Here is a 13,299-nt window from a genome sequence, read left to right on the forward strand (position 1 = left end):
CGCCCTAAAAATACAACAGAACAGGCAAGATGCCTGTTCCACAAAGAGTGAAATTCTGTGTTCCACAAAGAGTGAAATTCTTGTGGAGTGGGCGTCCCGCCCGCCCTAAAAATACAACAGAACAGGCAAGATGCCTGTTCCACAAAGAGTGAAATTCTGTGTTCCACAAAGAGTGAAATTCTTGTGGAGTGGGCGTCCCGCCCGCCCTAAAAATACAACTTAAAGGCGAGACAGCTTACCTATTTAATTTACTCTTTTCCTATTGCTATTTGCCAATGCAAAATCTGCTAAATATTCTGTCGAGCACTGATTCTGTCACTTCTTCGCCCGTAACTTCCCCCAATGCTTGAATTGCACCGCGCAAATCTATTGTCCAAAAATCTAAAGGCAATTTATAGCTAATAGTATCTGTACATTGTTCCAGAGAAATTTTAGCTTTAGTTAACGCCGCTGCTTGTCGCTGGTTGATTGCTAAGTCTGAGTTGGCTGCTTGCAAATTTCCCCCGCTGACAGCATCTAAAATTGCTGTTTCTAAGTCTTCTATGCCTCGATCCAGGGCTGCTGCGGCGGTAACTCTACGGTGAATTTCTGAGGAAAAAGGTAATTGGGGGATGGTGTTTACTAAGTCGATTTTGTTGATAATTATAATTAGCGGGCGGTGTTTTACTTGTTCGTAAATTTCCGAATCTTCCTCTGTCCAACCAGATTCCGCGTCAATTGTCAACAACACTAAATCGGCTTGTTTTGCTGCTGCGCGCGATCGCTCAACGCCAATTTTTTCTACCTTGTCTTCGGTTTCTCGAATGCCCGCAGTATCGAGCACCTGCACCGGAATGCCGCCCACAACTAGCTGCGATTCTACCACATCTCGCGTCGTACCGGGCAAATCCGTGACGATCGCCCGATCGCTCTTACTCCACGCATTCAACAAACTCGATTTTCCTACATTCGGCCGCCCAACAATCGCTACTTTCAAACCAGTTCTCAACAATTCGCCGCGATCTGCCGTCGCCAAAATTGTTGACAATTCCTCCAAAACATGATTTATTTCCAAAGATGTTTTAGCTTCATCTAAAGGCGGCAAATCTTCCTCAAAATCAATTCTTGCCTCAATTTCTGCCAGCACATCCAAACAAGTGGTTCTCAATTTGCGAATTGGCTGCGCTAATTTTCCCTGCAAACCGGCCAAAGCACTTTGTGCAGCAGCGGGCGATTTTGCTCCCACCAAATCTGAGATACTTTCAGCTTGAGTTAAATCGAGCCTCCCGTTCAAAAAAGCCCGCAGCGAAAACTCTCCCGGCTGCGCCAATCTCGCCCCATTTTCCAAACACAACTGCAAGACTTGCTGCACGGCCATAATACCGCCGTGACAGTGAAATTCCACCACATCTTCGCGAGTAAAAGAACGCGGTGCTTTCATGATTAACAATAAAGCTTCATCGACTAATTCTTGAGTTTTGGGGCGACGGATGTGGCCGTAAAGAATGCGGTGAGACTCCCATATTTGCCGTCCTGGGGCGCGAAACAGAGTTTCGGCAATTTTTAAGGCTGCGGAACCGGAAACTCGCACAATGCCGACGCTGCCTTGTTGGGGAACTATGGCAGTGGCGATCGCTGCGATCGTTCCTCCTTTTGTTAGTGATTCAGACATTTTTAATTACTCTAAGTAGAAGGAAGAAGGAACAAGGAAGAATATTTATATAGCAATTAATTGAAATTTTTAGTTTTAGTCAAAATGATTTAATTGCATTCCAATGCCTAACTTTTACTTTTTTTAGTGTCACGCAATAGGTTCTCCATCTTCTATTGTGTAAATATCAGGTTCGTCATGCAAAAAGTCAAAACCGCCACCGCTTTGAGCAAGCTGCATAAGTTCCTGAGTCGAAGGGTACGGGATGTTTTCTAGTAATTTGTCCGTAATCGCTAATTGCTCGTCTGCGGAGAGAGATAAGATAACTTGAATTAGGGAGTCAACCAGTTGTACGTTCATTTTAAGTCATCTGTTGCTCGGTTACTAAATTATACTATAAGTTCAGGGTTTGCATCTACAGTCAACGGATACGGGCAGCAGACTGGGACTAATCTTAATGCTATAGTCCTCGACGCAGAAATTGGTTTTTTTACGGAAATACTGCATCCCGGCTTTTAACACTGCGTCCAGGACTGCTCAAATTCAGACAAGGCTCAAAGTTTGGGCGATCGCCTTTAAATTGCCGGCACCTGTAGTCCTACTACTGGCGATTTCTTCGGCGGCTTGGCACACCGGAATCAATAGCTAAAAGTTGGACACCACAGTGAGCTCTTCTGATTTTATGCGATAATGGAAAATTGATAGGGTAGAGGGCAAAGCATGATTGGTCAACTTCTAGACAGACGTTACCGCATCATTAAAGTCACAGACTCAAGTGAGGTGGGAAAAACTTATCTAGCAGCAGATACTCACCGTCCCGGGTATCCGCAATGCACGGTTAGAGAAATGCGACTCCCCGGCACAAGTTCGCAAACTCCCGAATTAGTCAAAGTTATATTTCAAAGAAACGCAGAAATAATTGAAAAATTGGGAAAACATGACAAAATTCCCGAATTATTGGCGTATTTTGAGGAAAATCAAAGTTTATACTTAATTGAAGAATTTATTGCGGGCTTACCTTTAAGTCAAGAACTAATACCCGGTCAACCTTGGGATGAAGACCAAGTAATTGGTCTGCTATCAGAAATATTAGAAATTTTGGTGTTCATCCACGAGAAGGGTTTTATTCACCGCAGAATTCAACCAGACAGAGCGATCCGGCGCGAGTCAGACGGCAAATTTGTATTGGTAGACTTTAGCTTAGACAAAGAAATTAACCCGGAACTTGCTAATTGTCATTTGTTGTCGCAAACCTCCCCGAACTCTGTTAAACGGCATGAGGCAAAAAAACAGGATTTGGCGGCTCAGGAGTTATACGTGCCGATCGAGCAATTGAGCGGCAACCCCCGTTACAATAGCGACATCTACGCTCTAGGTACGATCGCCCAGCTTGCCGTCACAGGACTTTCACCCAACGAACTGAGTGCCTTAAAAAACAACAAAAACGAAATTCCCTGGCGAAACCGGGCAACTTGTTCGGCAGCCCTAGCAGATATTATCGATCGCATGGTGCGCCCCGACTGCGAGGAACGCTATCAAGAGGCCGCCGAAGTTTTAGCAGACCTCAAACAAATCGCCGTAAAATTGGAGGTTGAGCCGCCGCCAGCCACAATCATCACGGACGCTATGAGTCAACCGCGAAGACAAAGCCAAACCAAACTCCTGCTGTTGGCTGCAACAGCGGCAGCTTTAATCTTGACGGCACTGATAATTTACTTTTGGCAGAGTCAAACTCCGGCGAGGTCAAAAGAATTGTTAGCCCGCGGCGTTATCAAGGCGCAGCAAGGTGACACAACAGGCGCGATCGCCGATTATACTCAAGCGATCGCCCTGAATGCCAGCGATGCGGAAACTTACTACAAGCGGGCAAACGCTCGCTACGACATGGGCGCAACCGAGCAAGCAATACAGGATTACACGCAAGCAATTAAAGTCAATCCTAGCCACAGCAAAGCTCTCTACAATCGAGGTATGGCCCGCCTCGACATCGGGGACAAGCGGGGGGCCGTGGAAGATTTCACCCAAGTAGTGCGACTCAATCCCAGCGACGGTGAGGCATACTCTCAGCGGGGTTTAGCCTACTACGATTTGGGCGACTACCGCACAGCAATAGAAGACTACACTCAGGCAATTCGGCTCAGTCCCAACGATGCTACAGCTTACAGCAATCGGGGTTTAGCTCGATCGGCTGCAGGCGACAAAACAGGAGCAATGGCAGATTTTACTCAAGCCATTCAAATTAGCCCCCAGCAAGCTGGCGTATACTACAGTCGTGGTCGAGCCAGGTTTAATCTGGCAGATTATCAAGGAGCGATGGAAGATTATACTAAGGCGATCGAATTGCAACCCGATCTCGCTGATGCTTATACCAATCGGTGCAGCGCTTACTTGAATTTGGCTACCTACGACAAAGCGATTGCAGATTGCACCGAAGCAATTCGCCTCGCTCCAAAAGATGAAGCAGCTTACAACAACCGCTGCATTGCTTATCTGAATTTAAAACAATTTCAAAAAGCTAGCGAAGATTGCAGTTTGACGATCGGACTCAACGGCAACAATCCCAAAGCATACAGCAATCGAGGATTAGCTCGATCGGCTTCGGGAGACAAGCAGGGAGCTTTAGAAGATTTTACTCAAGCAATTCGACTCAATCCCAGCGATGCAGTAGCATACAGCAATCGCGGTACTATTTACTCAGAACTAAAAAATTACCCTTTAGCGGTTGAGGATTTCGCTCACTCGCTGCGGCTCAACCCCAACAATGCTAGCGCTTTTTACAGCCGAGGCCTCGTCCGCCGCCAACTCAAAGACCGTGCTGGGGCGATCGAGGATTTTCAGAAAGCTGCCACCCTCTTTCTCGAACAAGGAAGAGCCGATGGTTTCCAAAACGCACAAGCGCAAATCAACGACCCTAAATAAACTATTACTCATCAGTCAGATGTTAAAAAAAGAAGAAATAAGGAAGAAGGAAGAAGAAAAAAGGCAGAAGGAAAAAGGCAAAAGGAAGAAAGAAGAAGGCAACATTACCAACTCCCCCTTACCAACTCCCCCTTACCAACTCCCCCTTACCAATTCCCAATTACCAACTCCCCGTTACCACTTCTCAATTATAGATATGAACATGGTTGGTCAACTTTTAGACAGGCGTTATCGGGTAGTGCAAATTCTCAGTTCAGGAGCTTTTGGACAAACTTATTTAGCTGTCGATACTCGCCGCCCTGGCCACCCTCAATGTGTAGTCAAACAACTGCGCCCTCCCAGCAACACTTCCACAGTTCTCAAAACAGCTTACCGCTTATTTAAACAAGAAGCAGAAATATTAGAAAAGCTGGGAAAACACGATCAAATTCCATTTTTACTCGCTTATTTTGAAGAAGGAAATCAATTCTACCTCGTCGAAGAATTTGTGCCCGGACACGCCCTAAATAGGGAAATTGTGGCCGGTCAACCTTGGCGGGAAGAACGAGTGCTGGATCTGCTGGAAGAAGTGTTACAACTTCTCGGCTTCGTACACTCTCAGGGAGTGATTCACCGCGATGTTAATCCCTCCAACTTAATCCGCCGCAAACCAGACGGCAAATTAGTTTTAATTGACTTCGGGTCCGTTAAAGAAGTTGCGAATCAAGTCAGCGAGCACGATACAGAATTTCCCCGCACCATTGCTACCGGAACTCCGGCTTATATGCCGATCGAACAATTTCAAGGCAACCCGCAATTTAGCAGCGACATCTATGCAGTCGGGATGATGGCCGTCCAAGCTATCACGGGTTTGCCCGGTACGGATTTGCCCAAATTGCAAGATCCGAGTCCTTCTCACACGGGGGAAATTGTGTGGCGAAACCGAGCTCAATGTTCTGTGGGACTAGCCAATATAATTGACAAAATGGTCTGTCACCAATTTGGCAAACGCTATCAATCGGCTGAGGAAGTTTTGGTAGCTCTCCGCAAGTTGAGACACCGCCAAGAACCGGGGAATACGGCTCAAAAGAAAAGTATTTCTCCGAGGTTACTGTCTTCGGATAGTTTTTCGTCACGTTTGGGAAGTCGATTTTGGTTGATGATTTTGGCGGGGTTCGGGGCGGCGATAGTTCTGCTATTTCTGTTTAGTTATTGGAGCCGCCCGAATCCGATTAAAGCTAAGGAATATTACGAGCAGGGAGTGGAAAAGTCTCGCAATCAAGATGCGGAGGCAGCTTTGCAGGCTTTTAATAAATCAATTCAATTGAATCCTAAAAATGCTGAGAGTTTTTATAGGCGGGGTAATGCTAATTATGATTTAAAAAAGTATCAAGAAGCAATTGCGGATTATTCTCAGGCGATCGCTCTCAATCCTAAATATTTTCAGGCTTATTTTAACCGCGGGCTAGCCCGTCACGATTTTAACGACAAGGGCGGGGCGATTGAGGATTACACTCAAGCTTTGAATCTCCAGCCCAATGATGCTGATACATATTATGAAAGAGGAGTTGCTTATTTAGAAATGCAAGATTACAAGGCGGCTATTCAGGATTTTACCGAAGTAATTCGGTTGCAGCCGAACCTTGTTAAAGCTTATCATTCGCGGGGGTTGGCTCGCGCTGGGAGCGCAGATTTGCAGGGGGCGATTGGAGATTATACTGAAGCAATTAAACTCGATGCTAAGAATGTTGATGCTTTTTACAGTCGGGGGAGAGCTCGCTTTCACCTAGGAGATTATCAGGGAGCTTTGGCGGATTATTCTCAGGTAATTGCGATCGATCCCAAGAGTGGAGATGCTTACGCTAATCGTTGCAGCACGCAGTTGAATTTGGGAGCGCATCAAGCGGCAATTGACGATTGCACTCAGGCAATTTCGCTCAGCGAGGAGGATGGGGTTCCTTACAACAATCGCTGCATTGCTTATTTAAATTTGAAGGATTATCCGAAAGCAATTGCCGATTGCACTCAAGCGCTGACAGTGAATCCGAATGATTTTAATGCTTTTAACAATCGTGGTTTAGCTCGCAGCGCAGGGGGTGACGCGCAGGGGGCGATCGCAGATTTTACAGCAGCAATCGGGTTCAATCCCAACAATGCGGAAGCTTACGCCAATCGGGCGAAGATTTATCAGGAGTTAAAGAATTACAATAGTGCGATCGCAGATTACGTGCAAGCTATTCGGATCAGTCCGAATTATGCTGCTGCTTACTACGGTAGAGGTATGGTTCGGCGCTCATTGGGAGACAAAGCAGGAGCAATTAGCGATTTAGAAAAAGCCGGCCAAATGTTCCTCGATCAAGGACTTACTGGCGGTTACAAAGATGCACAATTTGAGATTGAAAAGCTGAAGTAGTCAATCGATTTTAGATTTTAGATTTTAGATTAAAGAATTGAAGCATTGACCCCACGGATAAATACGTTCGGCAAGTTTCATCGGATACAGGTTTTTTATTTCTGGGTCCTGATTCTGCTTTCGGAATGAATCCGGGGGCTTGGATCCTGGATGCTTTCGGTCATTAGTCATTAGTAATTATTTCTCGATGTTATATTTTTATCGGTCAATATTTTATAATCTCAGATTGCTCCGGGGCTGGTTCACGCTAATCTTTAATACCAACAGAAACTGCTGGTTAACCTGCCCCGGAACGCTATTAATTCAAGCTATTATCAATCAATTTTCTGGGTCTTGAAGTCGTTTAACCAATTCATAAAACGGTTCCCAATTATCCTCAATAGCTATGGGTTCCCAAACAGCCTCAATTGTCGGTCTCAACAGCGATTGTTCGGGATTGTGCCTCCGCAAACAGTCCGCCATTTTATCCATATCATCCGCCGAGAAACTTTGCAAAACGTGATAATAAAACTGTCGCCAAGGTGCTATCAAGTCCGCCGGTTCCGCCTCAGCAAAAATTAGACTAGCATCATCTCGCCAAGTGCGATCGAACTGTCTTCGCAGTTCAAAAAAGAAATCGTGATAGGCTACTTGAGACTCCGCCAGCATTTTAATTGTCACCTTCAACAACTCATCTCCATCAGCTTCTGGCAAATCCTCAAATCCCAATCTCTTCAGCATCAATTGCCGATAAGCTGCATTATAATAATCGCCAAACTTTGCCAAACCCGCATCCATATCAGCTTGAGGAATCGCCGCTGCTAGCGGTTCCTGAAGCTTCTCTAAATTGTCCCTACAAATTAACGGTTGATTGCCGTAACAATACAGACCGTAATGGTCGAAATAAGCTGCTGTAAATTCCGGCTTGTAAGTTGGGATAAAAGCGAAAGGCCCGTAATCGAAACTTTCTCCAGTAATCGACATATTATCAGTATTCAGCACGGCGTGGCAAAATCCTGCTGCCATCCACTGAGCGACTAATTCAGCTACTCGCTTGACTAAATCTGCATAAAAGAGGGCGTACTTTTCCTGCGGCGAAACACCCGCATTACTTGCTTCTAAATGCAGTTCTGGGTAGTAATATTCAATAACAAAATCTAAAAGTTTTTTAATTAAATCCGGGCGGCGGATATAGTGCAACCTTTCAAAAGTTCCAAACCGGATGTGAGAAAGACTGAAACGCACCATTACGGACGATCGCGTCGGAGAGGGTTCGTCGCCCCGCCACAAAGCATCCCCAGTTTCAACTAAACTAAAACAGCGAGATGTCCGAACTCCCAATCGATGCAAAGCTTCCGCAGCTAAAACTTCGCGAACTCCCCCTTTGAGAGTGAGTCTACCGTCACCGCCCCGCGAGTAGGGAGTGCGGCCGGAACCTTTAGTACCGAAGTCGTAAAGTCTGCCGTCAGTCCCGCGAACTTGGCCGTATAAGAAGCCTCTACCGTCGCCTAAATTCGGGTTATATGTGTTGAATTGATAGCCGTGATAGCGAAGCGCGAGAAAGGGGCGGACGCAGTGAAATTCGCCGAACGCTTCGATGAAATGTTGGTCGGTTACTTGTGCGGGGTCTAAACCCAATATCGGCAATAATTTGTCGTTGCGGAAGCGCAGAATATGCTGCGGAAAATCGGCCGCAGGGACTTCATCAAAATAGTCGCCGCCGAGGGATTCGAGGGCTGGTTCGTAGTTGAGGGAAAGCAAAGGATTTGACATTTTTCTATTTTATCTTGAAATTGGCGATCGCTCCAAATTATATACGGGTAAGGTGCCCACTGTATTGGTGTCAACAATTGCCTCATACCCTTTGTCTCCCTCGTTTATAGACGAGTTCGATCCCCTCCCATCTCCGGGCTTTTTCATGCTCAAATTTTAACCAAGCTAAAGTTTGAGCATGAAAGATTAATGTTTTCCTCGAAGGCAAAAACTTTTTACGGTTCATTTTAGTGAGAGTTTAATTAACGGTTTTCCTTGCTAAAAATGGAGTTGATCTCATATCCGATTGACCATAATATCCCGGTCGGGCGGGTTTTTGAGATTGTCAATTATTGGCCGATGTTGTTGGTGAACCCGCCCCTACCTGATTTCGGGTAATCGACGGGACATGAGATGAAGTCTTAAATTTTTTAAAGTTAAGTGGGATTCACCAGCTAATATAGTAATCTAAATCATTTGTGAATTTCTTACTCCCTCCCCGCGGGTTCGGGGAGGGTCAAAAGATTACAACTCCTGCAAGGATTGCTATATACCTTTTCCCTGAGATATTGCACCATTCTCAAGAACGGGCTCTTCGGCCCGTTCCACAAAGAATGAGTTTTCTTGTGGAACAGGCCGAAAAGCCTGTTGCTAAACAAGTAATTGAGAATGGTGCAAGATGTGAGTTCTCCCCTATTTAAAATTCGTCAACACCCCGTAAATTGCCCAAATTGCCATCGCCCGCAAATAGTGACTCGCCCGAAAAGTCCCCCCCGCCGTAATCGCTTCCGGCGTGCGAAACTGCAACCCATTTTCATAAATCTGCTTCACCACAGCATCCGTCAATTTAAATGCTTTATCCTCCATCCCCATCTGTACCAAAAAAGCGGCCAACCCAAAATTAATCCCCGTCCAAACTTCCAAAGGATGAGTCGCATTGGGATTTTCCGGCGAACCGTTCAGCATCACTCCATTCGCCGCACCGAACTCCCCCTCATTGAACTTCAAAAAGCAAGATTCGTACACCGTTTCTAAAGCGCTGACTGCACATTCCAGCGGCACAATATCCGGCAATCCTAACAGTTTCGCGTAAAATTGACCGCACAGTTGGTCGGCCATCACCACTTCGGAATTACTCTCGCTGTCCAAACGGTAATATTGACCGTTCCACAGTTTTTCTTGATAGCTCGGTCTTGCTTGTAGCAGCCAACTGTGATATAATGCTATCTTTGCTTGAGGGTTAGGAATTATCTCCGGTGCTGCATTTTCCAAGATTTCGCCGATCGCGATCGCAGCCTCCAGCGCCGCCAACCACAAACCCCCGCAATAGGCACTTATCCCCCGCATTTGCCAGTCATCAAACGTCTGATCCGGTGCTCCTGAATTCTCAGGAATTCCGTCCCCATCCTCATCAAAAGTTTTCAGATAAGCCAAAGCCTCAACAATTGCCGGCCAACACTCTTGCAGAAACTCACAATCTGTGCCGCCAGTCAACAGGAAATCCCGATAAACTTGCAACACAAAATCGCAAGGTAAATCCTTCCACAAATTGCAATCTTGATAGCTAGTATAATTCGTTTTCTCCCAAGGATGTTCGTTAGGAGCACCCAAATCGTGTGGCGTCGCACCGACAGCTTTTCTAATAGCCGAAGCTTGATTCCAGCCAATAATTCTCGGCGTATCGTCTCCGGCTGAAATTGCCCTAGCAAACGCTAAAACCACCGACTTTTCCAAATCCGGCCACAGCATCAACAAAGCAAAAGAACCGTAAAGCCGCACGTCCAAACTTTCGTACCAGCGGTAATCAATGCACTCCAAAACCGCAAATTGACCCTTTGGATCGCGTTCGTCAGCCGCACTCCAAAGAGTACCGCCGTCTGTGAGGGCGTATAACTCGTTAAACAAAGCCATTTTAAAACTGTCTGACAAATCTTTCCGTTCTAAAATCGGTTTTTGCCAAGCTTCAATATTTTCGCGCCAAGTATCAGAATGCTTCATTGCAGTGCGAATAATCGGCCAAGCATTTTTGCCGTTGCGGCCGAAGAAATCTGTATAGCGGCGGTAGTACCAAACTCCCGATGCAAACTCAGTAACGGGCAAATCCCAAGCTATAATAAAGGGGATTTTGCGCGTTTTTCCCGGTCGAAGAGTAAAGCGAACTGCGATCGCACAAGCCAACTGTTCTCCTGCTGCTGCGGCTGTCTCGTCTTTGTCATCCAACAAGAAACCTTCAGCAGAAAAGTTGCGCCAAACATCCTCGCCATTCCCCGCCGGGTTCCAGCGAGTTTGATAGAATACTTCTACCGCCGGATTAGTAATAGTTGCGATCGCCCATTGTCCATCCCCCTCTTGCGGTTCCTCCTCAGCAGTCAACCGCGTCATCACGCAACCTATCCGGTGAAAATCTTCCACCAACAAATTAAAATTTCCGGCACTTTCTCCCCACCGGGATTGATAATCATAAAATGGACTACCATCATCTCGAACCATCACTTTCGGCGACTTGTTGGCATTAGTAAACCAACCGACAATATTCTCCCAAGTCAGCATGATGCTGAGAGTAATCGGCGCATCTGTAGGATTGTGCGCCACCCATTCAAACATGGCAACTGGGTAACTGCTTTCCTGATAATTGTTCGGCAAAATTGGCGAAAATTGCTCGCAGCTTAATTGAGCCTCAAACACATTTTCGTAAACAAACCAACTGCGCGGATACAAAGCATGATAAGTCCCAGAAGTTGACTTTTCCCTTCTTCCGTCTGCCTTCAGAATTCCATCCGTTACATCCGTTACATAATCCGTTGCCGAACTTCCTTCTTTTGGATACCATTTCCAACTAGATAAACTACCATCACTAGGCGGTTCAGTGGACAGTGCAAAAGCTTGTTTCTTGCCTTGAGTTTCTTCAAAAATGCTGAACTGACAAGCGGGCAAACTGCGAAAAATGTGCTCCCCGCCGTCAATGTGCCAGAGGTTGAAGTCGCCGCGGGACGATCGCCCGATGCAGCCGGCACCGAACCCGCCCAGAGGCATTCCGTGCCAGGGGCCATCGTCGAGATTGCTTGCGTAGCGGACTGTATAGGGATTCTCCCAACCGAGGCCGATGGGACGTTTCCAAGTGTGCGGGGGGATGTTTGGAGTAGATGTGCGATCGTTATTCATGTGATTAATCTTAGCGCTCGATCGAGCTTGACAATTTTTTTATTTAATTTTAAACTTTTATCGCTGGAACAAACCCCGATATTTCCTAAGATTGTGGACTGTTGATTGTTGGCCAAAAGCAATTGGTTTCTGGTTCGCCGGCTTCATCAATTCTCCAATCTAAAATCTCAAGTCTAAAATCTAAAATCGCTCGACTGTTGATTGTTGATTGTTGACTATCAAGCAATTGGTTTCTGGTTCGTCGGCTTCATCAATTCTCCAATCTAAAATCTAAAATCGCTCGACTGTTGACTGTTGATTGTTGACTATCAAGCAATTGGTTTCTGGTTCGTCGGCTTCATCAATTCTCCAATCTAAAATCTAAAATCTAAAATCTAAAATCGCTCGACTTCTACCACCAATTTAATAGATCGTCCCAGCGTAATCACAGGTTCTCTTTCCCAAAGAGGTTCGCTGACAATAGCAGTTTCATCTAACACGACAATATCGGGACGGCGGGCAGTAGCTGCATCTGAAAATGGACGTATCAAACAAGTACGGGGAATGAACCAAGGTAGTTTTTCGGCTGCGATGGCGATGCCGATTTGAGTTGCTAGTTTACCGCTGACGGTTTCGTGGGGGCCTGTGGGTTCCATGTCAACTAATTCTCCGTCAGCGAGCTCGTAGCGGAAGTTGTCACAATATCGATCGAGGAATGTTTCAAAAGTTAAGATTTTTGGCGCAGTGTAAGCCATTGGAAACTAATAGTTTGTTGCTAAAAATCTTATTCTATCAACTAATCAAATCCCAAATCCGAACCTTTCCCCGCGTGAACCAGAGCCAACTTTTCGTAACGCTTAGCGTGTTCCACCAACTCGGCCGCTTCTTCCTCAGAGACATCTCGCAGGCGTTTGGCAGGCACTCCCGCAACTAGCGTGTGAGGGGGAACGTCCTTGGTGACAACCGCCCCTGCACCGACGATAGAGCCTGTTCCCACCCTGACTCCGTCCAGGACGATCGCCCCAATCCCGATCAGGCAGCCCCGTTCAATGTAAGCTGAGTGAATCACGGCTCGGTGTCCGACTGTGACGAAATCTTCCAAAACAGTCGGTTTTCCCGGATCGCCGTGCAGAATTGCTCCATCTTGGATATTGGTACTTGATCCTATTGCAATTCGCTCTATATCCGCCCGCACCACCGCCCCGTACCAGATACTAGCGCCTGCAGCCACCTCTACCCTGCCGATGACAACAGCGCCTTCAGCGACAAAAGCCGCTTGGGACAGATCGGGCCTGGGCCAATAGGAAGGAAGTGCAGGCAGAGATTCGTTGAGATTGCTCATTTGTTGGTCGATCGTTATACTTCAAGCAGATTAGCTGGTTGTTGATACGGGATATAATAAGAGTATTTGGGTGCGATTCGTTTAGCCGAAACTGAGTAACGATACTTAGGGGATAGCTAGGATGACTATAAAGTCATAATAACT

The 13,299-nt window shown here is 46.3% G+C and carries 8 protein-coding genes; 2 read left to right on the forward strand and 6 right to left on the reverse strand.

The annotated features are described in order from the left end of the window. Positions 1-265 precede the first annotated feature (265 nt). Together mnmE and QUB16_RS30930 are read right to left on the reverse strand one after the other, a co-directional pair. Entirely contained in the window at positions 266-1,651 is a 1,386-nt protein-coding gene (mnmE, locus tag QUB16_RS30925; protein WP_333322037.1) for a tRNA uridine-5-carboxymethylaminomethyl(34) synthesis GTPase MnmE, read from the reverse strand. 129 nt (positions 1,652-1,780) lie between these two features. Further along, the gene (locus tag QUB16_RS30930) at positions 1,781-1,990 is read right to left on the reverse strand and encodes a hypothetical protein (protein WP_333283038.1); all 210 of its coding nucleotides are present in this window, start codon (positions 1,988-1,990) and stop codon (positions 1,781-1,783) included. Positions 1,991-2,350: 360 nt separating this feature from the next. On the opposite strand from QUB16_RS30930, the gene QUB16_RS30935 reads away from it, so the two are divergent. After that, a complete protein-coding gene (locus QUB16_RS30935; RefSeq protein WP_333322039.1) occupies positions 2,351-4,549 on the forward strand; it encodes a tetratricopeptide repeat protein in 2,199 nt (732 codons plus the stop codon). Beyond that, positions 4,506-6,941 (forward strand): tetratricopeptide repeat protein, encoded by a 2,436-nt coding sequence (locus QUB16_RS30940; RefSeq protein WP_333322041.1) that lies wholly within the window; start codon positions 4,506-4,508, stop codon positions 6,939-6,941. The genes QUB16_RS30935 and QUB16_RS30940 overlap by 44 nt, the downstream gene beginning before the upstream one ends. 318 nt (positions 6,942-7,259) lie before the next feature. On the opposite strand, the gene QUB16_RS30945 is transcribed toward QUB16_RS30940, so the two are convergent. From QUB16_RS30945 to QUB16_RS30960, 4 genes are all read right to left on the reverse strand, one after another. Then, the gene (locus QUB16_RS30945; protein ID WP_333322043.1) at positions 7,260-8,693 is read right to left on the reverse strand and encodes a protein adenylyltransferase SelO family protein; all 1,434 of its coding nucleotides are present in this window, start codon (positions 8,691-8,693) and stop codon (positions 7,260-7,262) included. A 672-nt stretch (positions 8,694-9,365) separates the two neighbouring features. Next, positions 9,366-11,834: a GH116 family glycosyl hydrolase gene (locus tag QUB16_RS30950; protein ID WP_333322045.1), complete on the reverse strand. Its 2,469-nt coding sequence runs from the start codon at positions 11,832-11,834 to the stop codon at positions 9,366-9,368. Positions 11,835-12,208: 374 nt separating this feature from the next. Next, positions 12,209-12,568: a Uma2 family endonuclease gene (locus QUB16_RS30955; RefSeq protein ID WP_333322046.1), complete on the reverse strand. Its 360-nt coding sequence runs from the start codon at positions 12,566-12,568 to the stop codon at positions 12,209-12,211. A 41-nt stretch (positions 12,569-12,609) separates the two neighbouring features. Continuing rightward, on the reverse strand, positions 12,610-13,155 hold the full coding sequence (locus QUB16_RS30960) for a gamma carbonic anhydrase family protein (protein WP_333322048.1): 546 nt from the start codon (positions 13,153-13,155) through the stop codon (positions 12,610-12,612). Positions 13,156-13,299: the final 144 nt, after the last annotated feature.

The sequence above is a fragment of the Microcoleus sp. D3_18a_C4 genome, assembly GCF_036702415.1.
Classification (GTDB): domain Bacteria; phylum Cyanobacteriota; class Cyanobacteriia; order Cyanobacteriales; family Microcoleaceae; genus Microcoleus.

Bases quoted from the DNA above. Each gene is read 5' to 3' on its own strand.
- QUB16_RS30930 (WP_333283038.1), bottom strand. From the start codon at position 1,990: ATGAACGTACAACTGGTTGACTCCCTAATTCAAGTTATCTTATCTCTC.
- mnmE (WP_333322037.1), bottom strand. From the start codon at position 1,651: ATGTCTGAATCACTAACAAAAGGAGGAACGATCGCAGCGATCGCCACT.
- QUB16_RS30940 (WP_333322041.1), top strand. From the start codon at position 4,506: ATGGTTTCCAAAACGCACAAGCGCAAATCAACGACCCTAAATAAACTA.
- QUB16_RS30945 (WP_333322043.1), bottom strand. From the start codon at position 8,693: ATGTCAAATCCTTTGCTTTCCCTCAACTACGAACCAGCCCTCGAATCC.
- QUB16_RS30950 (WP_333322045.1), bottom strand. From the start codon at position 11,834: ATGAATAACGATCGCACATCTACTCCAAACATCCCCCCGCACACTTGG.
- QUB16_RS30935 (WP_333322039.1), top strand. From the start codon at position 2,351: ATGATTGGTCAACTTCTAGACAGACGTTACCGCATCATTAAAGTCACA.
- QUB16_RS30960 (WP_333322048.1), bottom strand. From the start codon at position 13,155: ATGAGCAATCTCAACGAATCTCTGCCTGCACTTCCTTCCTATTGGCCC.
- QUB16_RS30955 (WP_333322046.1), bottom strand. From the start codon at position 12,568: ATGGCTTACACTGCGCCAAAAATCTTAACTTTTGAAACATTCCTCGAT.